Genomic DNA, 21,574 nt, shown 5'->3' with positions numbered 1-21,574 from the left:
CTAACGCCCTGGATAACCTGCGATGGAGGCTGGCGCGGACCGTGCGTATGCACGGGCCGTGACAGCCGGCATCGTCAGGTTCATCCTGTAGTTAGGTATCTCAGGCAGCGAGGCGCGCAACTTTGAGACCCTTTCGGCGCTTCTCGGCGTGCCACAAATCGTACTGCGTCTGCAGATTCAACCAGCTCTCTGCGCTTGTGCCAAAGGCCATCGACAAACGCACCGCCATCTCCGGGCTGAGTCCTGCACGGCCGTTCAAGATCGCCGACAAGGTCTTACGGCTCACGCCAAGAGCGGCCGCAGCGTCCGTGACGGTCAGTTCCAATGGCTCAAGACAGAGCGACCGAATGATCTCGCCAGGATGAGGGGGATTGTGCATCTTCATAGGTCGATCCTAATGGTAATCCTCGTAATCCACTTCATCGGCATCCGTACCTACGAAGGCAAAGGTCACCCGCCAATTGCCACTGACTTCCACAGCCCAGCGACCTTTCAGTTCTCCTTTCAGCGGATGCAGTTTCAAACCAGGCAGCGCCATGTCGCCGGGGCCGGTAGCCGCATTGAGAGTAGCCAGTATCAGCTTCAAGCGGACTGCATGCGCCGGTCGAATTCCAGACCGAGAACCCGTGGCAAAGAATTTCGCCAATCCTTTGTGACGGAATCTCAGTATCATGCATTAAAGCGTAACCTATAACGTTACGCCAGACAAGATGCCTAACGCTCGGGCTGAGCCGCGCTTGACGGCGACCGACTGGAGCGACAGCGAAAGGAGGGAACAGTCAAGCGTCGGTCTCCAGCCCAATGTTAGATGCATTGATCATTTCACCCAGAACTCCCACCAGCGTGGCCGGACTATCGGCACATCATTGTCGCCCAAGAAGCCACAGAACTCGTTCCATTCTTTTTCGGTGCAGTGATGGCGTAGCTCGCCGTGCGGGATGTCCAATAGGACTATACGCTGGGCCGGATAAAGTTCGACTCGATCCGAGTACAGCAGGTTCTCGCGAAGCATGGCGAGAGGTGCGTCTATACCGTAACCGCGATCGACTCTGCGCTGAATTGCGATCAACGGGCGGCCATGGCTGTTCCTTGCTTGCATCTAACTCAAAGTCGATGGACTAAACACGGTTGAATATCGCATGAAACACCCTGAATAGTCTGGCTTGGAAGGAACCAAGCCGCTGTTTACCATCTGAATCCTGCTGGATATACCACAGATACCGGGGTTTGGGTTATGCCGGAGCCGAGGCTGCTGGACGTCGTGCGGGACCGGATTCGGATTAAACACTACAGTTTTCGCACCGAGACGTCCTACCTGGGCTGGATAAAGCGTTTCATCCGCTTCCATGGCAGTCGCCACCCTCGGGAGATGGGCGGGCCGGAAGTGGAGCAGTTTCTCACCTACCTCGCGACGGATCGCCAGGTCGCGGCCTCAACGCAGAACCAGGCGTTGTCCGCGATCCTGTTCCTTTACCGCGAGGCACTCGAGCTCGACCTGCCATGGTTGGACGGAATGGTTCGCGCGAAGCGACCAGCCCGCATCCCGGTTGTGTTGTCCCGGGACGAAGTGCGTCGGGTCCTGGCGCAACTGGAGGGCACACATTGGCTGGCGACCAGCCTCCTGTACGGCTCCGGGTTGCGTGTCTCTGAGTGCCTGCGGCTCCGGGTGAAGGATGTGGATTTCGACTACCGGCAGCTCACGGTGCGGGACGGCAAGGGAGCAAAAGACCGTTGCACCATGCTGCCGGATTCCGCCGTAGAGCCGCTGCAGTTTCAGCTCAAGCGGGTGCGCTCGCTGTTCGAGGCGGACCGCGCGGCAAGCCATCCTGGCGTTGCCCTGCCCCCGGCACTTGAACGCAAGTATCCCGCGGCGCCCTTCGAATGGCCTTGGCAGTTCGTGTTCCCGGCCAGGAAATTCTGTCGTAGCCCCTACACTGCTCGCGTCGTTCGTTATCACCTGTTGCCGGACGTGCTGCAACGCGCAGTGAAGCAGGCCGTGCGCGCGGCCGGCATCACGAAGCCTGCATCGTGTCATACCTTCCGGCATTCCTTCGCCACGCACCTGCTGGAGTCCGGCTACGACATACGCACGGTGCAGGAGCTGCTTGGCCACTCGGATGTCTCGACCACGATGATCTACACCCATGTCATCCAGCGCGGCGGGCGTGGCGTGCGCAGCCCGCTGGATTGACCCGGGAACTTCAGTCCTTGTTCTTGATCGGCGCGAGCAGCATGTAGAAGACCCACGCGAACCATGACACGAAGATCACGGCCAGCACCCACGCGGCCTTCTCGCCTCCGGTGGTCCGGTTCGAGCCGATGATGATGACGATCGGCAACAGCCAGATGAAGCCGACGACCGCGATGACGACGAGTAGGGCGACGGGTCCGGTTGCATCCATCGTATCCAGCACGCTCGTGTGTTTGTGGCGGGCAGTTGCGCCGATGCGAGACTAGCGAAGCCTGCGCGTTACTGTCCAGTGTCACCGGGCGCCCGGCGAGCAGCGTTAGCGTCGCGACGCGGTTGGGTGCCGTACATGAAGCGACGAGGATCGCTCACGATCGAATCGATCCGGCGGCGCAGCACATGCTCGATCGCGACGCTGATGGCGTAACCGACCAGTCCTGCGGCGGTGACCATGAAGACGAATCCGCCAGAGTCGGAGAACATCTCTGTCAGCCAGTGCTCTTTGATCCACTCAGCCAGGAGCGCCCCGGCGACGCCTCCGGCGACGACGATGGCGCGGGTCATGAGCCAGAGTTGCCCCCGCGCTTCCTTTACGATGCGCAGCAGTTCGGCGTCGCCACGCCGGGCCAGCATCGGGAACTGCTCCCGGGCCCATTTGAGGTCATGCTGATCGCTTCGCTTCGACACGGGAGACGAAACCGCTCTTTCTGCCAATGGGGTCGACCGGAACCATATACCACAACGACAAAGGGGGCCGCCAATCGGCAGCCCCCTGGAGAGAACAGCGGAGTTCGCGACGCCGGCCTACTTCCGCCCGGCGTTCTTCTTGATCTTCTCGAGCAGCGCGAGCTGGGCGGCGGCCTGGGCGAGCTCGGCCTGGGCGACAGCGATGTCCTTGGCGGACTCGCGGTTTTCGAGCAGGTCCTGGGCGCGTTGCTTCGCCTGCTGCACGGCCGCCTCGTCGAGGTCGTGGGCGCGCGCCGCGGCGTCGGCCAGCACGGTGACAGCCTTGGGCTGGATCTCGATCATCCCGCCGGAGACGTAGAAGAACAGTTCCTCGCCCTCGGGGGTCTGCACACGCACCGTGCCGGGCCGCAGGCCGGTGAGCAGCGGCGCGTGGTTCGGCGCCACGCCGATCTCGCCGATGGTGGCCGGCGCGAACAGCATGGCCGCGTCACCCGTGAAGATTTCGCCTTCGGCGCTGACGATGTCGACGTGGATCTTGCTCATCCGTTACTCCGGGCGGCCTGGACCACCTTACTGCAGCTTCTTCGCCTTCTCGACGGCCTCGTCGATCGTGCCGACCATGTAAAAGGCCTGCTCGGGGATAGAGTCGTATTCGCCGTCGACAATGCCGCGGAAGCCCTTGATGGTGTCCTTCAGAGACACGTACTTGCCGGGCGAGCCGGTGAAGGCCTCGGCAACGAAGAAGGGTTGCGACAGGAAGCGCTGCACCTTGCGGGCGCGGGTCACGACCTGCTTGTCTTCTTCCGACAGCTCGTCCATGCCGAGAATCGCGATGATGTCCTGCAGCTCCTTGTAACGCTGCAGCGTGGCCTGCACTGCGCGCGCGCAGTCGTAGTGCTCCTGGCCGATGACGTTCGGATCGAGCAGGCGCGAGGTGGAGTCCAGCGGATCCACGGCCGGGTAGATGCCGAGCTCGGCGATCTGGCGCGACAGCACGAGGGTCGCGTCGAGGTGAGCGAAGGTCGTGGCGGGCGACGGGTCGGTCAGGTCGTCGGCCGGGACGTACACGGCCTGGAATGACGTGATCGAGCCGGTCTTCGTGGACGTGATGCGCTCCTGCAGCATGCCCATTTCCTCGGCCAGCGTCGGCTGGTAACCCACGGCGGAAGGCATGCGCCCGAGCAGGGCCGAGACCTCGGTGCCGGCCAGGGTGTAGCGGTAGATGTTGTCGATGAACATCAGCACGTCGCGGCCTTCGTCGCGGAAGTTCTCCGCGATGGTCAGGCCGGTCAGCGCGACGCGCAGGCGGTTGCCCGGCGGCTCGTTCATCTGGCCGTACACCAGCGCGACCTTGTCGAGGACGTTGGAGTCCTTCATCTCGTGGTAGAAGTCGTTGCCCTCGCGGGTGCGCTCACCGACGCCGGCGAACACGGAGTAGCCGGAGTGCTCGATGGCGATGTTGCGGATGAGCTCCATCAGCGTCACGGTCTTGCCCACGCCGGCACCGCCGAACAGGCCGATCTTGCCGCCCTTGGCGATCGGCATGATCAGGTCGATGACCTTGATGCCGGTCTCCAGCACTTCGACGGCCGGGGCCTGGTCCTCGTAAGACGGCGGTGCGCGGTGAATCGGCATGTAGGTGTCGGTCTCGACCGGACCGGCCTCGTCGATCGGCTGGCCGAGCACGTCCATGATGCGGCCGAGCGTCGCCTTGCCGACCGGCACCTGGATGGGCTCGCCCGTGCTCTTCACGTCGAGTCCGCGGCGCAGGCCTTCGCTGGCGCCCATGGCGATGCAGCGGACGACACCGTCACCGAGCTGCTGCTGCACCTCTAGCGTCACGCCGGTCTCGTCGATCTTCAGGGCCTCGTAGACGTTAGGCAGGTGCTCGCGTGGGAACTTCACGTCCACCACGGCGCCGATGACCTGAACGATATTGCCAGTGCTCATGGATCAGTTTCCTCTGTCTCGTATCCGCTGGGGCGCCGTCAGACGGCCGCCGCGCCGCCGACGATCTCGGCGAGTTCCTGGGTGATCGCGGCCTGGCGCGCCTTGTTGTAGGCGAGCTGCAGCCCGTCGATCAGTTTGCCGGCATTGTCGGTGGCACTCTTCATCGCCACCATGCGCGCGGCCATTTCACACGCCACGTTCTCGACCGCGCCGCGGTAGACCTGCGACTCGATGTAGCGGGTCAGCACCTGCTCGACCAGCTCGGTGGAGCTGGGCTCGTAAATGTAGTCCCAGTGTTTTTGCAGCTGTTCGGCGTCCTCGGTCTGCGCCGGCAGCAGGGTCACCGTCTCTGGCTTCTGGCTCATCGTGTTGACGAACACGTTGTGCACGAGGAACACGCGGTCGAGCCGCTCTTCGGTGTAGCCATTCAACATCACCTGGATCGCGCCGATCAGGTCCTGCACGCGCGGGATGTCGCCGAGATCCTGCAGGCTGGCCACGATGTTGACGTCGAGACGACGGAAGAACTGCGCCGCCTTGCGGCCGATGAGGCAGACTTCGATCTCGACGCCCTGGTCGCGCCACTCGCGCATCTCACGCAGCGTCTTGCGGAACAAGTTGGCGTTCAGCCCGCCGCACAACCCGCGGTCGGTGGAGACGATGATGAATCCCACGCGCCGCGCGGTGCGCTCCTGCATGAACGGGTGCCGGTAATCCGGACGCGCCTGCATCAGGTGACCGATCACCGTGCGAATCCGCTCGGCGTAGGGCCGGGAAGCCGCCATCCGCTCCTGGGCCTTCCGCATCTTGGCCGCCGCGACCATTTCCATGGCCTTGGTGATCTTGCCCGTGTTGCGGATGCTCTTGATCTGCGTGCGGATTTCTTTGGCGTTGGCCATCGGGGACTCCGCTCTACCAGGTGCCGGTCGCGACGAAGTCGGCGACGCCCTTCTTCATCTCGGACTGCAACTCCTCGTTCCAGTCGCCGGTCTCGTTGAGCTTCTTCATCAGCTCGGGATGCGTCGAGTCCATGTGCGCATGCAGTGCACGCTCGAAATCGCTGATCTTCTCGATCTCGACCTTGTCGATGAAACCCTCGTTCACCGCGAACAGCGATACCGCCATCTGCGCCACGGACATCGGCGAGTACTGCAGCTGCTTGAGCAGCTCGGTGACGCGCTGGCCGCGATCGAGCTGCTTGCGCGTGGTCTCGTCCAGGTCAGAGGCGAACTGGGCGAAGGCCGCCAGTTCGCGGAACTGCGCCAGCGCCAGGCGGATGCCGCCGCCGAGCTTCTTGATGACTTTCGTCTGCGCAGCGCCACCGACGCGTGACACCGAAAGACCGGCGTTGATGGCGGGGCGGATGCCGGCGTTGAACAGGTCCGTCTCGAGGTAGATCTGGCCGTCGGTGATGGAGATCACGTTGGTCGGTACGAAGGCGGAGACGTCGCCCGCCTGCGTCTCGATGATCGGCAACGCGGTCAGCGAGCCGGTCTTGCCCTTCACCTTGCCGCCCGTCTCGCGCTCGACGAACTCCGGGTTGACGCGCGCGGCGCGCTCCAGCAGGCGGGAATGAAGGTAGAACACGTCACCCGGATAGGCTTCGCGGCCCGGCGGGCGGCGCAGCAGCAGGGACACCTGGCGGTAGGCCCAGGCCTGCTTGGTCAGATCGTCGTAGATGATCAGGGCGTCCTCGCCCTTGTCGCGGAAATACTCGCCCATGGCGCAGCCTGCGTAGGGGGCGATGTACTGCAGGGCGGCGGATTCCGCGGCGGGCGCGGCGACGATGATGGTGTGGTCCATCGCGCCGAACTCTTCGAGCTTGCGCACCACGCCCGCGATGGACGACTGCTTCTGCCCGATCGCGACGTAGATGCACTTAACGCCCGTGCCTTTCTGGTTGATGATCGTGTCGATCGCCACCGCGCTCTTGCCGGTCTGGCGGTCGCCGATGATCAGCTCGCGCTGGCCGCGGCCGACAGGGACCATCGCGTCGATGGCCTTCAGGCCGGTCTGCATCGGCTGGTCGACCGACTGGCGCCAGATGACACCCGGCGCGACTTTCTCGATCGGCGAGGTGAATTCCGTCTTGATCGGGCCCTTGCCGTCGATCGGCACGCCGAGGGAGTTCACCACGCGCCCGAGCAGCGCCTCGCCGACCGGCACCTCGAGGATGCGGCCGGTCGTCTTGACGGTATCCCCTTCGGAGATGTGCAGGTAGTCGCCCAGCACCACGGCGCCGACCGAGTCCTGCTCCAGGTTCAGCGCGAGGCCGAAGGTGTTGCCCGGAAACTCGAGCATTTCACCGTAGGCGGCGTTCGCCAGGCCGTGAATGCGCACGATGCCGTCCGTCACCGAAACCACGGTGCCGACATTGCTGGCGACGGTCGTGGACTCGAACTTGAGGATCTTCTCTTTGATCAGATCGCTGATTTCAGATGCCTTGATGGACATTTCCAGAATCCTTTAGTGCGTGACGGCGCCGGCCAGCCTTTCGAGGCGACCGGACAGTGAGCCATCGATGACCAGGTCGCCGGCGCGGATCACCGCACCGCCGAGCAGTTTCTCGTCCGTATCGCAGTGCAGGCGCACGTCGCGACCGAGGCGTTTCCTGAGCGATGCAGCGAAGCTCTCGCGCTGCGCGGCGTCCAGTTCGACCGCGGATGTCAGCTGGACATCCACGATGTTCTCCGCCTCGGCGCGCAGCGCCTCGTATTCGGCGGCAATCTCGGGAAGCCAGTCCATGCGGCCGTTCTCCGCCAGCAGCTTGAGAAAGCTGGGGCCCTGCGTCCCCGCGGCGTCTCCACACAGCTCGATGAACAACTCCGCGAGCGACTCCCGGCTCACCGCCGGATTGCCGATCAGCGCCTGGACGCGCTCGTCGGACGCCGCCCGGGCGCCACGCTCGAGGAATTCGGACCAACCCGCAAGGGCACCTTCCTCCTCGGCGATTTCGAACACCGCCCTCGCATAGGGCCGGGCGACGGTCATCTTTTCTGCCATTACTCAGTACTCTCCACGGGCCTACAGCTGGCTGGAGAGGCGATCGAGCAGTTCGCGGTGCGTACCCGCGTCGATCTCCTTCTCGAGCAGCTGCTGGGCACCGGACAACGCGATCGCAGCGACCTCGCCCCGCAGCGCTTCCCGCGCCCGGTTGGTGTCCTGCTCCAGCTCGGCGCGGGCCTGCGCGAGCATGCGCTCGCCCGCCGCCTGGGCATTTTCTTTTGCCTCTTCCACCAGCTCCGCGCCGCGGCGCTCCGCCTGCTCGATGATCTGCGAAGCCTGTTGCCGCGCCTCGCGGAGGCGTTCCGCCACCTGGCTGTCGGCGTCCTCGAGGGCCTTCTGCCCCCGTTCCGCGGCAGCGAGGCCCTCGGCGATACGCGCCCTCCGTTCCTCCAGCGCCTGCATGATCGGCGGCCAGACGAACTTCTTGGTGAACCAGACGAAGACCAGGAAGGTCAGCATCTGGCCGAAGAGTGTCAGGTTAATGCCCACGATTCCGACTCCCGATCAGCGTGCATTTGCCGGTAGAGAGGCCATGCGGCCCCTCAGCTCTGGAGAGCGGCCAGCAGCGGGTTGGCGAACAGCAGCAGCGCGGCGAACGCGACACCGATGATGGCCAGCGCGTCGAGCAGGCCGGCGACGATGAACATGCGGATCTGCAGCATGTTGGCCATCTCGGGCTGGCGCGCTGCGCCCTCGAGGAACTTGCCGCCGAGCAGGCCGAAACCGATACCGGTACCGAGCGCGGCGAACGCGAAGATGAGTCCGACCGCCAACGCGGTAAAGGCCTGAACTGATGCAATAGCTTCCATGGTCAATCTCCGTAGGAGGCGGGTTCTACAGGGGTGAAATCAGTGCTTCTCGTAAGCCAGCGCGATGTAAACGATGGTCAGCGTCATGAAGATGAACGCCTGGAGCGGGATCACGAGAATATGGAAGATCGCCCAGGCGCTGCCGGGGAGCCACTGGGCCCAGAACGGCAGCATGGCGATCAGGATGAAAATGAGCTCGGCGGCATACAGGTTGCCGAACAGTCGCAGCGCCAGCGACACGGGCTTGGCGATCATCTCGACCGTGTTGAGAATCAGGTTGAACGGCACCAGCAGCGGGTTCTTGCCGAAGGGGTGAAACAGGAACTCCTTGCCGAAGCCCGCGGCGCCCTTGCCCTTGATGCCGTAATAGATGATGAGGACGAACACCGACAGCGACAGGCTGAAGGTCGCGCTCATGTCGGCCGACGGCACCACGCGCATGTACTCGATGCCGATCATGGCGGCGAGCACGGGGAACAGGTCGACCGGGATCAGGTCCATGAGGTTCCAGAGGAACACCCAGACGAAGATGGTCAGCGCCAGCGGCGCGAGCAGCCCCTTGGGGCCGTGGAAGGCTTCGCTCACCGAGTTGTCCACGAACTCGAGAATCGCTTCGACGAAATTCTGCATCTTGCCCGGCACGCCGGCCGTGACCGCCCGCGCGGCGCCGTAGAACACGCCGAGGAAGATCAGCCCGGTGACCCAGGACCAGAACAGGGTGTCGATATGCACCGTCCAGAATCCCTCGCCGACGGAGAGGTGTTCCAAGTGATGCGTGACATATTCTGTCGGAGAAGCCGCCATAGCCGTCATCCACCAAAGCCCTGTCGATCACGTCGCGTAAACACCAGCGCCAGCCAGTTCACGGCCAGCGTGGCGATAAACGTGACCACGAGCGGAACAAACACGTGGCTCAAAAAAATGGCTGCGGCCGAGAACAGCACGACAGCCATCACCATCTTTATCGCCTCGGCCTTCGCAAAGGCCGAAAACATCGCTCTTGGACCCGCCTCGGCCGGCACCGCGAAAACCCGCAAGGCCATCCAGAGGCTCAGCACCACGCTGATGCCGCCGCCCGCGAGCGCCCCGAGTGCGGCATCACCGCCCATCGTGGCGCCGAAAACGCCGGCCCCGGCCAATGCGACCGCGGCTTGTCCCCCGACGATCTTGACGGGCACTGAACCCAGGCGATTTCGCATGCCGAGCGGCCTCGGCCCCAAAAGCCGCGGGATTATATCGCCTTTGAGCAGATGCAGCAATTTTTCGGCGCTAGCGGATGTGGCCCAGGATGCCCTCGAGCTCGTCGAGACTGTTGTAACTGACGACGAGCTTGCCGCGCCCCGCAGCCGTGTGCTGGACGGTCACCCTGGCGCCCAGTTTTTCGCCGACCTCGGCCTCGAGGCGCTGGATGTCCGGGTTACGGCGCTGCGGCGCCTGCGTCCTGGGCGATGTTCCGCCGGCGAGGCGCTTCACCAGGCGCTCGGTCTCGCGCACCGAGAGTCCCCTGGCGACCACTTCGCGGGCCGCCGCGGCCTGGGCCTTCGGCTCCGTGAGCCCGAGCAGCGCCCGCGCATGTCCCATCTCGAGTTCCCGGCGCTCGACCAGGCGTTTCACCTCGTCGCCCAGCTCCAGCAGGCGCAACAGGTTGCTCACGGCCGCGCGCGAACGCCCCACGGCTTCGGCCGCCTGCTGGTGCGTCAGCGCGAACTCCCCGGTCAGCCGCTCCAGCGAACGCGCCTCTTCCAGCGGATTGAGATTTTCCCGCTGGATGTTCTCGATGAGCGCCATCGCGACGGCCGCCTCGTCGGGGACGTCGCGAATGATCACCGGGACTTTCTGCAGTCCGGCCAGCTGCGCAGCCCGCCAGCGCCGCTCGCCGGCGATGATCTCGAAGCGGGCGCCGTCGCCGGTGTCCGTGACCGGCCTGATGACGATCGGCTGGACGACGCCCTGGGCGCGGATCGAGTCCGCGAGGTCCTCGAGCGTCTCCTGGCGGATGTCCAGGCGCGGCTGGTAACGGCCGCGCTTGAGCTGCTCGACGCCGAGCTCGCGGAACTGCGCGTCTTCCCGGGCGGTGTCCGCGGTAGATGCGCGGCTCGAGGAAGACAGCAGCGCATCGAGGCCGCGACCGAGGGAGCGTTTTTTCACGGCCATCAGTGTTCCGTCTCCGTAGTGTTCACGCGGGCGTCGCCTCGGCCGACGCCTGGCGGCGAATCATCTCGCCGGCGAGGGCCAGGTAGGCGAGGGCACCGCGGCTGGTCTTGTCGTGAAACAGCGCCGGCATGCCGAAGCTGGGCGCCTCTGCGAGGCGGATATTGCGCGGGATCACGGTGCGGAACACTTTATCCCCGAAATGCAGGATCAGCTGCGAGGACACCTCGTTGGCGAGGTTGTTGCGCGGATCGAACATGGTGCGCAGCAGCCCCTCGACCTGCAGCTCCGGGTTCACGGCGCTGCGGATCTGCTCGATGGTGTTGACCAGCGCGGACAGGCCTTCGAGCGCGTAATACTCGCACTGCATGGGAATCAGCACACCGGTGGCGGCGGTCAGCGCGTTGACGGTCAGCATGTTGATCGACGGCGGACAGTCGATGAGGACGTAATCGTATTCCCGGGCTATGTCCTTGAGGGCCGCACGCAGGCGCGTCTCGCGGCCGAACTCGTTGATGAGGCGCACCTCGGCGGTCGTCAGGTCCTCGTTGCCCGGCAGGAGGTCGAAGCCGCCCGGATCCGTGCGCAGGATCGCGTCGCGGGCCGCCGCCTCGCCGAGCAGCACGTCGCACGACGACAGTTCGAGCTCGCGCTTGTCCACCCCGGCGCCCATCGTCGCATTGCCCTGGGGATCGAGGTCGACCAGCAACACGCGGCGGCGCGTGGCCGCCAGCGAGGCGGCGAGATTCACCGCGGTGGTCGTCTTGCCGACCCCCCCTTTCTGGTTCGCGATGGCGAGTATCCTGGTCAAGTCGGGGCGTCCTTGCGGCAGAACTCGAGCAGGTGGCGGCGGCCGGACAGGCCCGGCACGGCCAGCTTGTGGACGGCCCACAGGCGCCATCCTGCGGGCAGCGCCTGCAGCTCGGCTTCGGGCAGGGCGCCCTTCATCGCCAGCAGCCGTCCGCCGCCCTGCGCCAGGTGGCCGGCGAGCCGCAGGAAATCGCCCACGGAGGAGAAGGCCCGGCTCAGGACCACCCCGAAACCCTGCGGGTCGGCGTGATCCTCGACCCGCGCCTTGACGACCACGACGTTGTCGAGCTCCAGGCGGGCTGCCGCGTGCTCCAGGAAGCGGGTTTTCTTGCCGGCGGAATCGAGCAGCACGAACTGCTGACCGGGGCTGGCCATGGCCAGCACAAGGCCCGGCAGCCCCGCGCCGGTGCCGACGTCGAGCACCCGCTCGGCGGCGAGGAAGGGCAACAGGACCAGGCTGTCGAGGATGTGCCGTGGGACCATTTCCTCCGGCACGCGCACGGCCGTGAGGTTGTAGGTCTGGTTCCATTTCTCCAGCAACGCGACGTAGGCGCACAGCCGCACGGACAGGCCGGCCGGCTCGGCAAGGCGCAGGCCGGCCAGGCCGTCGTCGATCAGGTGCTGAATGCGGGCTGTGTCCACCGGGACTCCTGCGGCATGGGCCCGCAAGTATACCGAATGAACGCCGCCCGCCGGGCTAGATTTCGACCGGCTGGCTCCGCTGGCGCAGTAGCGGCGCGGACCCGCGCGGCACGGCGTCCCGGGCGCTGCGGCCCGAGTACGGGCAGACCCCCAGGTTCCGGTGCACCTCCATCAGGTGACGCATTTCGGCCACGTGGGCCTCCTTCTCCGCGTCGGTCATGCCCTGCGCGGCGCCTTGCGCGCCGGACGCGTGCGCCGTCGAGCGCGCCTGCGTCTCGGCGGCGAAATTTCCCCAGGCCGTGGAGCCCAGCCAGGCCAGCGACACCACGGCGGCGCCGGCGATGAAACCCTTCAGCTGCATGCCACTCTCCTTGCGTGTTTCCAGACTCGCAAGAGAGTGTTCGCCCGGAAACCCCCTTGGGGATTCACCTTTCGGGAAGCCTCTGGTGAATACGCAAGACCCACGGCCGCAACGAGTCCGGACCAGGCGATGAATCGGGGCCCCCGCGGATTCGTCCGCGGGGGCTTTTTTCGCTGCCGGCCCGTTGCCGCTCAGTCGTTGACGAGCAGGGCCATCAAGGCGTCCACCGGCGTGGCCTCCAGCTTCTGCTGGTCGGCACACAGCGACTTCAACGTCCGGAAGCGGTCCCCGTCCAGCTTGTCCTTGAGGCTCGTCTCGAACTTCCGCACCAGCACCGGGATGCCCTCGGCACGACGCTTGCGGTGGCCGATGGGAAACTCGACCTCGACGCGGTCGGTCGAACTGCCGTCCTTGAAGAACACCTGCACCGCGTTGCCGATGTAGCGCTTGTCCGCGTCGTAGTAGTCGCGCGTGAAACGCTCGTTCTCGCGCACTGTCATCTTGTCGCGCAAGGCGTCCACGCGGGGGTCGCGCGCCACGGCGTCCTCGTAGTCGGCGGCCACGAGGCGGCCGAAGATCAGGGGGATGGCGGTCATGTACTGGATGCAGTGATCGCGATCCGCGGGATTATCGAGCGGGCCCGTCTTGTCGATGATGCGCACGCCCGGCTCCTGGGTCTCGATGATGACTTCCTTGACGTCGTCGAGCCGGTCGCGAACCTCGGCGTGCAGCTTCATCGCGGCTTCGACGGCGGTCTGCGCGTGGAACTCGGCGGGGAAGGAGATCTTGAACAGCACGTTCTCCATCACGTAACTGCCGAAATCCTGCGGCAGGGACAGGTCCTTGCCGCCGAACAGGACGTCCTGGAAACCCCAGGTCTTCGCGGTCAGCGCCGACGGGTAGCCCATCTCGCCGGTGAGCGCGATGAGCGCGTGGCGCACGCCGCGGCTGGTCGCGTCACCGGCCGCCCAGCTCTTGCGCGAGCCGGTGTTCGGCGCATGGCGATAGGTGCGCAGGGCGCCGCCGTCGATCCACGCGTTGGACACCGCGTTGATGATCTGCTCGCGCGTGCCGCCGAGCATTTTCGTCGCCACCGCGGTGGAAGCGATCCGCACCAGCAGCACGTGGTCGAGGCCCACGCGGTTGAAGCTGTTCTCCAGCGCCAGGACGCCCTGGATCTCGTGGGCCATGATCATGGCGTCGAGCACCGCGCGGACCTTCAGCGGGGGTTCGCCGGCGGCCACCTGTTTGCGCGACAGGTAATCCGCCACGGCGAGGATGGCACCGAGGTTGTCGGAAGGATGACCCCACTCCGCCGCCAGCCAGGTGTCGTTGAAATCCAGCCAGCGCACGATCGCGCCGATGTTGAACGCGGCCTGCACGGGATCGAGCTCCCAGGCCGTGCCCGGGACCCGGGCGCCGCCCGGCAGCGTGGCGCCGGGCACGACGGGGCCGAGCAGCTTGGTGCACGCCGGGTAGTCGAGCGCCTGGAACCCGCAGGCGAGCGTGTCCATGAGGCAGTAGCGGGCGGTTTCCAGCGCGGCGGCGCTGTCGATCTCGTAGCCGTGCACGTAATCGGCGATGGCGACCAGGACCTTGTCGGGATCGGGGCGCTGGGCCGAACGGATATCTGAGGCGGACATGTCTGCTCCTTGTGGGTGGCGCGGCTCAGCCGCGCTCTTCGATCGGCGTCCAGCTTTGCAGTCCGGGGCCGACATAGTCGGCGGCCGGGCGGATGAGGCGATTGTCGGCGCGCTGTTCCATGACATGCGCCGCCCATCCTGTCGTCCGCGCGCAGACGAAGATCGGCGTGAACAAGGGCGTCGGGATACCCATGAAGTGATAAGCGCTGGCGGAATAGAAATCCGCATTCGGGAACAGCTTCTTCTCGTCCCACATGACTTTCTCGATGGCCTCGGACACCGGGAAGATGACGGTGTCGCCGCGCTCGTCGGCGAGCTGCTTCGCGTAGGCCTTGATGACCTTGTTGCGCGGGTCGGACGTCGTGTAGACGCGATGGCCGAAGCCCATGATCTTCGCCTTGTCGGCGAGCATCTGGCGAATACCCTGGTCGGCGGCCGCCGCGCTGTCGAAACGCTGGATCAGTTCCATCGCGGCCTCGTTGGCGCCCCCGTGCAGGGGACCGCGCAGGGCGCCGATGGCACCGGTGATGGCCGAATGGAAGTCCGACAACGTCGCCGCGATGACGCGGGCCGTGAACGTCGATGCGTTGAACTCGTGCTCCGCATACAGGACCAGCGACACGTCGAGCACGCGGCGATGGAAATCGGACGGCTGCTTGCCGTGCAGCAGGTGCAGGAAATGGCCCGCGACGCTGTCGTCGTCGGTCACCGTGTCGATGCGCACGCCCTGCTGGTGGAAGCGCCACCAGTAAAGCAGGATCGAAGGGAACGCGGCCAGCAGCCGGTCGGCGACGTCCACCTGCGGGAGATCGTCCACTTCGGGTTCGAAGTTGCCGAGCAGCGAACAGCCGCTGCGCAATACGTCCATCGGGTGCGTGTCACCCGGGATCGCTTCCAGCGCGTTCTTCAGTTCCTCCGGCAGGCCCCGCAGCTTCTGCAGGCGCGCCACGTAGGCGTCGAGCTCGGCGCGGGTCGGGAGGCGGCCGTAGTGCAGCAGGTAGGCAACCTCCTCGAAGCGCGCGTGGTCGGCGAGATCGTAGATGTCGTAGCCGCGGTACGTCAGCCCGGCACCTTCCTTGCCGACCGTGCAGATGCCGGTCTGGCCCGCGGAGACGCCCGCGAGACCGCCGGCTTTCTTGTCCTTGCTCATTGTTTTTCTCCCATTTTGCTGGTCGCGCCGTCCGTCGAGAACAGCGCGTCGAGCTTGCGCTCGTATTCGTGATAGCCGAGCACCTCGTAAAGCTCCTTGCGGGTCTGCATGGTGTCGACGACTGCCTTCTGCGTGCCTTCGCGCCGCAAGGTCTCGTAAACCGCGAGCGCGGCGGCGCTCATCGCGCGGAACGCGGAGAGGGGATACAGCGCCAGGCGCACCCCTGCATCGGCGAGTTCGTCGGTGGTGAACAACGGCGTCTGGCCGAATTCCGTGATGTTGGCCAGCACCGGGACGCTCACCGCGGTGGTGAACTCGCGATATTCGTCGAGCGTGTTGAGCGCTTCGGCAAAAATCATGTCGGCGCCCGCCTCGACATAGGCGAGGGCCCGCTCGACCGCCTGCGCCTGGCCCTCGACGGCGTGCGCGTCCGTGCGCGCCATGATGACGAAGGAGTCGTCGTCCCGGCCGTCCACCGCCGCGCGGATCCGGTCACACATCTCGGCGCTCGAGACCAGCGCCTTGCCGGGGCGATGGCCGCAGCGCTTGGCCGAAACCTGGTCCTCGAGGTGCAGTGCGGCGGCCCCCGCGCGCTCCATTTCGCCCACGGTGCGCGCGATATTGAAGGCCGTGCCCCAACCGGTGTCGGCATCCACCAGCAGGGGCAGGTCGGTGGCGCCCGTGATGCGGCGGATGTCCTCGCAGACGTCGTTGAGGCTGGTCATGCCGAGGTCCGGAAGGCCGAAAGACGCGTTCGCGACGCCGGCCCCCGACAGGTAGATCGCGCGGTAGCCGGCACGCTCGGCGAGCAATGCGCTGTAGGCATTGACGGTGCCGACGACCTGCAACGGACGTTCGGCTTCCAGGGCCGCCCGGAAGCGGGCGCCGGCAGACGGGATCTCGGGCATCAGTGGCTCCCCTTCGGGACGTGCGCTGCGATGTGGGCAGCGCATCATTTTAGCAGCAGGGCGGAACTATTGTGCGCGCGGGATCAGCGGCGCAGGTCCACCAGGGTGCGGCCACGCACCTGCCCGTCGATATATTCGCCGAAAACGCCTGGAAGTTCGCTTAACGTCACGGTTCTGTGCGCGATCTCGTCGAGATGCGCGGGTTTCAGTCCCGTCGCCAGGCGATCCCAGACCGCGAGGCGCAACGGCCGCGGCGTCGCCACCGAGTTGATCCCCAGCAGGTTCACCCCCCGCAGGATGAACGGCATCACGGTGGTGTTCAGGGTGTGGTCCTGGGCCAGGCCGATGGAGGCGATGGAGCCCCACCAGTCCATGGTGCGGGTCAGCCAAGCCAGCGTTTCCCCACCGAGGTTGTCGACCGCACCGGCCCAGGTGGCTTTCTCGAGCGGCCGCGAACCCATCTCGAACTCGCCGCGGACGAGGATCTCCGCTGCACCGAGCCGTCTCAGGTAGTCGGCGGCGTCGGCTTTGCCGGTCAGCGCCGTCACCTGGTAGCCGCGCCGGGCCAGCATGTCGACGGCCAGGCTGCCGACGCCGCCGGTCGCGCCCGTCACGATCACCGGGCCCGCCTCGGGCGCCACGCCGTTGTGCTCGAGGCGGTGGATCGCCAGGCCCGCGGTGAACCCGGCAGTGCCGAGTTGCATGGCGGCGCGCGTATCCAGCCCCTCCGGAATCGGCACGACCCAGTCTCCCGGGACACGGACATACTCGGCATAACCGCCGTCATGCTCCTCGCTCAGGCCGCAGCCGGTCACCAGCACCGCGTCCCCGGGCTGGTAGCGGGGATCGCTCGAGCTGAGCACTTCGCCCGCGACGTCGATCCCTCCCACCAGCGGAAAGCGACGCAGGATCCGACCCTTGCCGGTGGCGGCGAGCGCATCCTTGTAATTGATGTCCGAGTAATGGCCGGCGATCACCACCTCGCCGGCCGACAGGTCGTCGAGACCGATGGTCTCGAGGCGCGCATCGACGCCCTTGCCGGCCTGGTGAATGCGAAAAGCGGTGAAACTCTTCATGCGGGGGCTCCATCGGCGGCATGGGCCAGCCAGTACGCGAGGCCCTGCGCGTTCAGCGCCAGGTCCATGTGCAGGATTTCGTCGCGCAACACGGGATCGGGATCGAAACCATGGGCATCGAGCCGGGCGAAGGTCCATTCCCGCAGCGCGAGCCGGATCGACTCCTCGGGATCATCCGCAGCCCGGCAACGCCGCGCGATGTCCACGTAGGCGTCGAGGTCGCGATGCAGCTGCGGCGCCAGTGCCGCGGGGGCCGACACGTGGCTGAAGTGGGTCAGGAACGCATGCCGCGGCGCATAGCTCAGGAGCCTGTGCAGTGTCGCGTGCGCCGCCTCCGGATCGAACTGCACGGGCGTGGTCGTGGGGAATATGAACGGCCCATCGGCCGTGTCGAGCTCCCGGTAGGAGATACCGAAACAGTCGCCGGTGAAGATGGCTTCCGCGGCCGGGTCGACGATGCAGTAATGGTGCCGGGCATGGCCTTCCGTATGCAGGAACTCGAGCTCGCGGTCGGCCAGGGCCAGCTTCTCGCCGTCCTCCACCGTCCGGATGCGTTCCGCGGGAATCGGCACGATCTCGCCGTACAGCGCATCGAAGGCGGCATCGCCATAGACCGCCTTCGAGCCCGCCACGAGGCGCGAGGGATCGGCCATGTGGCGCGCCCCGCGCGGGTGCAGCACGGCCGTCGCACGCGGCAGTGCGGCCATCAGGGCGCCGGCGCCCCCGGCATGATCGAGATGCACATGGGTCAGGAAGACGTAGTCGACCTGTTCCGGGGCGAGGTTCTTTTCCTTCAGCGCCGCGAGCAGCAGCGGCACCGAATGCGTCGTCCCCGTGTCCACGAAGGCGGCGCGCTCCCCCTGGACGACCAGGTGGCTGGCGTCCAGGCCCGGGCGCACGTACTCGGTGTCGATGGCCGTGATGCCGGCATGAAAGTCGATCAGGCTTGGCTTGTGCAAATTCGGCTCCCCTCGAATGAAGGACCCGATTGTCTCGCCTCGCGCCGCGATGAGCAAAGCGGCGCCCCGCCGGGGGCGTTCAGGAAGCCGTGCGCGACCTAGGGCTCGGGGACGACGAGCCCCTGCATGGCCGCATAGTAGGCGGCGAGATCCGCGATGTCGGCATCCGACAGATCGGCGACGAACGGGGCCATCAGGGCGTTTTCGCGTTCCCCGCTGCGGTATTGCTTGAGCACATGCACCAGGTAGTCGGCGTACTGGCCGGCCAGCACGGGGAAATTCGGCGCCGTGCCCATGCCGTCCACACCGTGGCAGGTGGCGCACGGAGCCGCCTTGGTGCGGCCGAGCTCCGGATCGCCCGCCTGGGCGGTGCCGGCCAACAGCAATCCTGCGGCGGCGACGGCGAGTACGGAACGGTTGGCGATCTTCACTGGTCCTGCTCCTCGCGCCCCTGTGCCTCGAACCAGGCGGCTATGGCCTGCTTCTGTTCCTCGGAGAGCGTCACCGCGTTGGCATGCATGGTCGAATGCGGGCGCGTGCCTTCGGCATAGGCACGCAAGGCATCGAGAATGTATTGCGCGCTCTGGCCGCCGAGCTTCGGCACCGGGAAAGTCGGATAGACGTTCTTGTATCCCTTGATGCCATGGCAGCCGAGGCAGGTCTCGACAGCGGCCGGACGCTCGCTCGCCAAGGCCGGGGATACGGTCAGGGAGGCGCCGAGGGCCACTCCGGTCAGTACGGCACGCAGTCGCATCGGCAAGCATCCTCCGGGTCGGGACGGTGGCGGGAAATCGCGTCGGTATGGTAATCAGGGAGCCTGGAAAAAGCCAACCGCCACCCGGGCGGCCGGCTGGAGCGGTGTCCCGCCAAAGCCCGTGCTCCCGTCGCCGTCGTCATCCCTCGCTCGTGGAGAAACCCCGATGTCCCCGAAAACCGTTTTCGCTGTCGCCGTCTCGCTCGGCGCCCTGTTGCTGGCACTGCCTGTCGCGGCAGACGATGACGAAGTCGTCACCGCCACCGGCCAGGGCCTGGTCGAAGTCGTTCCGGACATCGCCCGGCTGTCCTTCGGTATCACGGCCCGCAACCCGGCGGTCGCCGCAGCCCGGGACGAGGTGGCCGAGGGCGTCGCGCGATTGATCCGCCTCGCCCGCGAGCTCGGCGTGGACGACGACCATATTTCGACCGCCGAGCTGTCCGTCAGCCAGGATTTCAGCTGGGACCCGGAGACGCGCGAACGGCGGCTGGAGGGGTTCATCGTCTCGCGCCAGGTGCTGATCCGCCTCGCGGAACTCGACAAGCTCGGCGAGCTGGCCGAGCGCGCACTCGAGCTCGGCGTCACCGAAGCTTCGCCGCCGGCCTTCGACACTTCGCGGCGCGAGGCCCTGGAGAACGAGGCGCTCGCCGCCGCGGCACGCGATGCCCGCGGCCGGGCCGAGGTCATGGCGCGGGCGCTGGGCGTCCAGGCGGGTGAGCCGGTCCGCATAGATGGCGGCCTGAGCGGGCCGGGGCCGCGTCCCCTCGCGCGCATGGCGATGGCGGAAGCCGACATGGCGAGCGGCGCAGAGACCTACCAGCCGGGCCTGATCCGGATCTCGGCCAGCGTCACCGCGAGCTTCGAGATCAAGTCGAAGTAGCCTCGCGGCAGAAGCTGACATAGCGGCTGGGGTGGACGTTCAGGGGATTGTCCACGATGCCGCAGACGTGCGGCTTGACCAGCTTCTTGCTGACGTAGAAAAACAGCGGCATCAGCGGCGTGGCCTCCAGCGCGCGCGCTTCGGCCGCGGCGAGCGCCGTCATCCGCGCAAGCTCGTCATCCGCCATCCGCGCGGCGGCCAGCAGCGCGTCGTATCGCTCGTCGGCCCAGCCTGTGCCATTGACCGGGTTGTCCCCGGCGAGGATGTGGAGGAAGCTCTCGGGCGCCGCGAAATCGGCGATCCAGCTGCCCCGGTAAACCTGCGTCACTTCGCCCAGTCGCACGTTGTCCAGCAGCACGCGAAACTCTTCGCCGACCAGCCGCGTCTTCACGCCCAGGCCCTCCTGCCACATTGCACCGACCGCCACGGCCACCCGGTCGTGCAGCTCACCGGTGTTGTAGCGGATCTCGAGCTCCAGCGGCCGGTCCGGGCCGAACCCGGCCTCCGCCAGCAAGGCCAGCGCGCGCTGGATACGGTCGCGGCGCCGGGCCTCGCAGGTCGGGTCCGCCGGAGACGGGTAGCCCGGCATCACGGGCGGGACCAGCGTGCAGGCAGGTTGCTCGCCCGCACCCGTGATCCGGCTCGCAATCAGGTCGCGGTCGATGGCCAGCGACAGGGCGCGGCGTACCCGCGGGTCGTCGAGCGGGGGACGGCGCGTATTCAGGCCGTAGAAATACACCGCGAGATAGGGGCTGACGCGAAACTCATCCGGCAGGTGCTCGCGCAACCAGGGCACGCGGGAAACCGGCACGGTGTAGGTCATGTCGATCTCGCCGGCCCGGTAGCGCGACAGCTCGCTGGCCTGGTCGTCCAGCGAAAGGTAGCGGACCTGCTCGATGGCCACCCCGGCAGCGTCACGGTAGGCCGGATTGCGCAGCAACAGCACATGGGAACCGGGCACGCGGTCCCCGAGCAGGAACGGGCCGCTCGAGACCTGGCCGTCGTTGGGCACGTCGCTGCGCCGCGGTGCAGCGGCGGGATGCGCGAGCAAGGCGGGCAACCATGGCACGGGCGCCGCAAGACGGATCTCGAGCCGGTCGTCTGCAACGGCGGAGACCCCGATGTCCGAAGGTGCGGCGCGGCCCGCGAGCGCATCGGCCATGCCCTCGACCGAGAGGAACAATGCACCGTGCGGCGAGGCCAGGGCGGGATCGCCAAGGGCCCGGAAGGTCGTGACGAAATCCGCCGCGACCACCGGCCGGCCATCCGACCACCGTGCCGCAGGATCGATCTCGAAACGCCAGGCCAGCCCGTCCGCCGACTCTGTCCAGCGCTGTGCGGCGCCGGGCACCGGCGTCCCCGCGGCGTCCAGCGAGACCAGCCCCTCGTGCAGGTCCCGCATGATATTCAGCGCGGGCTCGCTGCGCGCGTACAAGGGGTCGAGCGACTCCGGGTCCGCACTGTTGCCACGCACGAATTCGACCGGTGCATCGGTCGATACCGATCTCTCCGTATCCGGCGCCGGCTGCAGCGCGAACCATGCGCCGCCGGCGACCACGGCGAGGGCAAGCACTACGCCCAGGACGCCGCCGCGACGCAA

General features: G+C 66.4%; 27 protein-coding genes. 2 read left to right on the top strand and 25 right to left on the bottom strand.

The features are described from left to right. Positions 1-100 precede the first annotated feature (100 nt). On the bottom strand, positions 101-385 hold the full coding sequence (locus G6032_RS14480) for a HigA family addiction module antitoxin (protein ID WP_165282852.1): 285 nt from the start codon (positions 383-385) through the stop codon (positions 101-103). Positions 386-394: 9 nt separating this feature from the next. After that, positions 395-673 carry a type II toxin-antitoxin system RelE/ParE family toxin gene (locus G6032_RS14475; protein WP_165282851.1) on the bottom strand — a complete coding sequence of 93 codons (279 nt, stop codon included), beginning with the start codon at positions 671-673 and terminating at the stop codon, positions 395-397. A gap of 561 nt (positions 674-1,234) precedes the next feature. On the opposite strand from G6032_RS14475, the gene G6032_RS14470 reads away from it, so the two are divergent. Next, entirely contained in the window at positions 1,235-2,191 is a 957-nt protein-coding gene (locus G6032_RS14470; RefSeq protein WP_165282850.1) for an integron integrase, read from the top strand. A 10-nt stretch (positions 2,192-2,201) separates the two neighbouring features. On the opposite strand, the gene G6032_RS14465 is transcribed toward G6032_RS14470, so the two are convergent. From G6032_RS14465 to G6032_RS14360, 22 genes are all read right to left on the bottom strand, one after another. Then, complete coding sequence (locus tag G6032_RS14465) at positions 2,202-2,402, bottom strand: hypothetical protein (RefSeq protein WP_165282415.1); 201 nt, start codon at positions 2,400-2,402, stop codon at positions 2,202-2,204. Positions 2,403-2,470: 68 nt separating this feature from the next. Further along, entirely contained in the window at positions 2,471-2,875 is a 405-nt protein-coding gene (locus G6032_RS14460) for a hypothetical protein (protein ID WP_165282849.1), read from the bottom strand. A gap of 117 nt (positions 2,876-2,992) precedes the next feature. Then, a complete protein-coding gene (locus tag G6032_RS14455) occupies positions 2,993-3,418 on the bottom strand; it encodes a F0F1 ATP synthase subunit epsilon (RefSeq protein ID WP_165282848.1) in 426 nt (141 codons plus the stop codon). A gap of 27 nt (positions 3,419-3,445) precedes the next feature. Further along, entirely contained in the window at positions 3,446-4,825 is a 1,380-nt protein-coding gene (gene atpD / locus G6032_RS14450) for a F0F1 ATP synthase subunit beta (RefSeq protein WP_165282847.1), read from the bottom strand. Positions 4,826-4,863: 38 nt separating this feature from the next. Then, the gene (atpG, locus tag G6032_RS14445; protein ID WP_165282846.1) at positions 4,864-5,724 is read right to left on the bottom strand and encodes a F0F1 ATP synthase subunit gamma; all 861 of its coding nucleotides are present in this window, start codon (positions 5,722-5,724) and stop codon (positions 4,864-4,866) included. A gap of 13 nt (positions 5,725-5,737) precedes the next feature. Then, positions 5,738-7,285, bottom strand: a complete 1,548-nt coding sequence (gene atpA / locus G6032_RS14440) for a F0F1 ATP synthase subunit alpha (RefSeq protein WP_346763830.1) — start codon at positions 7,283-7,285, stop codon at positions 5,738-5,740. Between the two features lie 6 nt (positions 7,286-7,291). After that, entirely contained in the window at positions 7,292-7,828 is a 537-nt protein-coding gene (locus tag G6032_RS14435) for a F0F1 ATP synthase subunit delta (RefSeq protein WP_165282844.1), read from the bottom strand. Positions 7,829-7,849: 21 nt separating this feature from the next. Further along, positions 7,850-8,320, bottom strand: a complete 471-nt coding sequence (locus tag G6032_RS14430; protein WP_165282843.1) for a F0F1 ATP synthase subunit B — start codon at positions 8,318-8,320, stop codon at positions 7,850-7,852. A 53-nt stretch (positions 8,321-8,373) separates the two neighbouring features. Beyond that, positions 8,374-8,640, bottom strand: a complete 267-nt coding sequence (gene atpE / locus G6032_RS14425; protein ID WP_165282842.1) for a F0F1 ATP synthase subunit C — start codon at positions 8,638-8,640, stop codon at positions 8,374-8,376. 39 nt (positions 8,641-8,679) lie between these two features. Beyond that, positions 8,680-9,453, bottom strand: a complete 774-nt coding sequence (atpB, locus tag G6032_RS14420; RefSeq protein ID WP_240902302.1) for a F0F1 ATP synthase subunit A — start codon at positions 9,451-9,453, stop codon at positions 8,680-8,682. Next, positions 9,450-9,899, bottom strand: a complete 450-nt coding sequence (locus G6032_RS14415; RefSeq protein ID WP_165282840.1) for an ATP synthase subunit I — start codon at positions 9,897-9,899, stop codon at positions 9,450-9,452. The genes atpB and G6032_RS14415 overlap by 4 nt, the downstream gene beginning before the upstream one ends. 10 nt (positions 9,900-9,909) lie before the next feature. After that, on the bottom strand, positions 9,910-10,794 hold the full coding sequence (locus tag G6032_RS14410) for a ParB/RepB/Spo0J family partition protein (protein ID WP_165282839.1): 885 nt from the start codon (positions 10,792-10,794) through the stop codon (positions 9,910-9,912). A gap of 22 nt (positions 10,795-10,816) precedes the next feature. After that, positions 10,817-11,602, bottom strand: a complete 786-nt coding sequence (locus G6032_RS14405; RefSeq protein WP_165282838.1) for a ParA family protein — start codon at positions 11,600-11,602, stop codon at positions 10,817-10,819. Next, a complete protein-coding gene (rsmG, locus tag G6032_RS14400) occupies positions 11,599-12,243 on the bottom strand; it encodes a 16S rRNA (guanine(527)-N(7))-methyltransferase RsmG (RefSeq protein WP_165282837.1) in 645 nt (214 codons plus the stop codon). Before rsmG ends, G6032_RS14405 begins: the two co-directional genes overlap by 4 nt. A 55-nt stretch (positions 12,244-12,298) precedes the next feature. After that, the gene (locus tag G6032_RS14395; protein WP_165282836.1) at positions 12,299-12,604 is read right to left on the bottom strand and encodes a hypothetical protein; all 306 of its coding nucleotides are present in this window, start codon (positions 12,602-12,604) and stop codon (positions 12,299-12,301) included. A gap of 191 nt (positions 12,605-12,795) precedes the next feature. Then, on the bottom strand, positions 12,796-14,247 hold the full coding sequence (locus tag G6032_RS14390; protein WP_165282835.1) for a bifunctional 2-methylcitrate dehydratase/aconitate hydratase: 1,452 nt from the start codon (positions 14,245-14,247) through the stop codon (positions 12,796-12,798). Between the two features lie 25 nt (positions 14,248-14,272). Then, on the bottom strand, positions 14,273-15,397 hold the full coding sequence (gene prpC, locus G6032_RS14385) for a 2-methylcitrate synthase (protein WP_165282834.1): 1,125 nt from the start codon (positions 15,395-15,397) through the stop codon (positions 14,273-14,275). Then, positions 15,394-16,305, bottom strand: coding sequence for a methylisocitrate lyase (gene prpB, locus G6032_RS14380; RefSeq protein ID WP_165282833.1), 912 nt, complete (start codon positions 16,303-16,305; stop codon positions 15,394-15,396). Before prpB ends, prpC begins: the two co-directional genes overlap by 4 nt. Before the next feature lie 83 nt (positions 16,306-16,388). Then, on the bottom strand, positions 16,389-17,381 hold the full coding sequence (locus G6032_RS14375) for an oxidoreductase (RefSeq protein WP_165282832.1): 993 nt from the start codon (positions 17,379-17,381) through the stop codon (positions 16,389-16,391). Then, positions 17,378-18,340, bottom strand: a complete 963-nt coding sequence (locus G6032_RS14370; RefSeq protein ID WP_165282831.1) for an MBL fold metallo-hydrolase — start codon at positions 18,338-18,340, stop codon at positions 17,378-17,380. Before G6032_RS14370 ends, G6032_RS14375 begins: the two co-directional genes overlap by 4 nt. A gap of 98 nt (positions 18,341-18,438) precedes the next feature. Beyond that, positions 18,439-18,771 (bottom strand): cytochrome c, encoded by a 333-nt coding sequence (locus tag G6032_RS14365; RefSeq protein ID WP_346763826.1) that lies wholly within the window; start codon positions 18,769-18,771, stop codon positions 18,439-18,441. Then, positions 18,768-19,094 (bottom strand): c-type cytochrome, encoded by a 327-nt coding sequence (locus tag G6032_RS14360; RefSeq protein WP_165282830.1) that lies wholly within the window; start codon positions 19,092-19,094, stop codon positions 18,768-18,770. Before G6032_RS14360 ends, G6032_RS14365 begins: the two co-directional genes overlap by 4 nt. A gap of 166 nt (positions 19,095-19,260) precedes the next feature. Between G6032_RS14360 and G6032_RS14355 the strand changes: the two genes are divergently transcribed. After that, positions 19,261-19,974 (top strand): SIMPL domain-containing protein, encoded by a 714-nt coding sequence (locus G6032_RS14355; RefSeq protein ID WP_165282829.1) that lies wholly within the window; start codon positions 19,261-19,263, stop codon positions 19,972-19,974. On the opposite strand, the gene G6032_RS14350 is transcribed toward G6032_RS14355, so the two are convergent. Continuing rightward, entirely contained in the window at positions 19,961-21,574 is a 1,614-nt protein-coding gene (locus G6032_RS14350) for a peptide ABC transporter substrate-binding protein (protein ID WP_165282828.1), read from the bottom strand. The genes G6032_RS14355 and G6032_RS14350 overlap by 14 nt on opposite strands.

It is taken from the genome of Wenzhouxiangella sp. XN24, assembly GCF_011064545.1.
Classification (GTDB): domain Bacteria; phylum Pseudomonadota; class Gammaproteobacteria; order Steroidobacterales; family XN24; genus XN24.
This window is presented reverse-complemented; position numbering and strand designations above follow the sequence as displayed.

Coding starts and splice junctions, on each gene's coding strand:
- G6032_RS14480 (WP_165282852.1), bottom strand. CDS start 385: ATGAAGATGCACAATCCCCCTCATCCTGGCGAGATCATTCGGTCGCTC.
- G6032_RS14475 (WP_165282851.1), bottom strand. CDS start 673: ATGATACTGAGATTCCGTCACAAAGGATTGGCGAAATTCTTTGCCACG.
- G6032_RS14470 (WP_165282850.1), top strand. CDS start 1,235: ATGCCGGAGCCGAGGCTGCTGGACGTCGTGCGGGACCGGATTCGGATT.
- G6032_RS14465 (WP_165282415.1), bottom strand. CDS start 2,402: ATGGATGCAACCGGACCCGTCGCCCTACTCGTCGTCATCGCGGTCGTC.
- G6032_RS14455 (WP_165282848.1), bottom strand. CDS start 3,418: ATGAGCAAGATCCACGTCGACATCGTCAGCGCCGAAGGCGAAATCTTC.
- atpD (WP_165282847.1), bottom strand. CDS start 4,825: ATGAGCACTGGCAATATCGTTCAGGTCATCGGCGCCGTGGTGGACGTG.
- atpG (WP_165282846.1), bottom strand. CDS start 5,724: ATGGCCAACGCCAAAGAAATCCGCACGCAGATCAAGAGCATCCGCAAC.
- G6032_RS14435 (WP_165282844.1), bottom strand. CDS start 7,828: ATGGCAGAAAAGATGACCGTCGCCCGGCCCTATGCGAGGGCGGTGTTC.
- atpE (WP_165282842.1), bottom strand. CDS start 8,640: ATGGAAGCTATTGCATCAGTTCAGGCCTTTACCGCGTTGGCGGTCGGA.
- atpB (WP_240902302.1), bottom strand. CDS start 9,453: ATGACGGCTATGGCGGCTTCTCCGACAGAATATGTCACGCATCACTTG.
- G6032_RS14410 (WP_165282839.1), bottom strand. CDS start 10,794: ATGGCCGTGAAAAAACGCTCCCTCGGTCGCGGCCTCGATGCGCTGCTG.
- G6032_RS14395 (WP_165282836.1), bottom strand. CDS start 12,604: ATGCAGCTGAAGGGTTTCATCGCCGGCGCCGCCGTGGTGTCGCTGGCC.
- G6032_RS14390 (WP_165282835.1), bottom strand. CDS start 14,247: ATGTCCGCCTCAGATATCCGTTCGGCCCAGCGCCCCGATCCCGACAAG.
- prpC (WP_165282834.1), bottom strand. CDS start 15,397: ATGAGCAAGGACAAGAAAGCCGGCGGTCTCGCGGGCGTCTCCGCGGGC.
- prpB (WP_165282833.1), bottom strand. CDS start 16,305: ATGCCCGAGATCCCGTCTGCCGGCGCCCGCTTCCGGGCGGCCCTGGAA.
- G6032_RS14375 (WP_165282832.1), bottom strand. CDS start 17,381: ATGAAGAGTTTCACCGCTTTTCGCATTCACCAGGCCGGCAAGGGCGTC.
- G6032_RS14360 (WP_165282830.1), bottom strand. CDS start 19,094: ATGCGACTGCGTGCCGTACTGACCGGAGTGGCCCTCGGCGCCTCCCTG.
- G6032_RS14355 (WP_165282829.1), top strand. CDS start 19,261: ATGTCCCCGAAAACCGTTTTCGCTGTCGCCGTCTCGCTCGGCGCCCTG.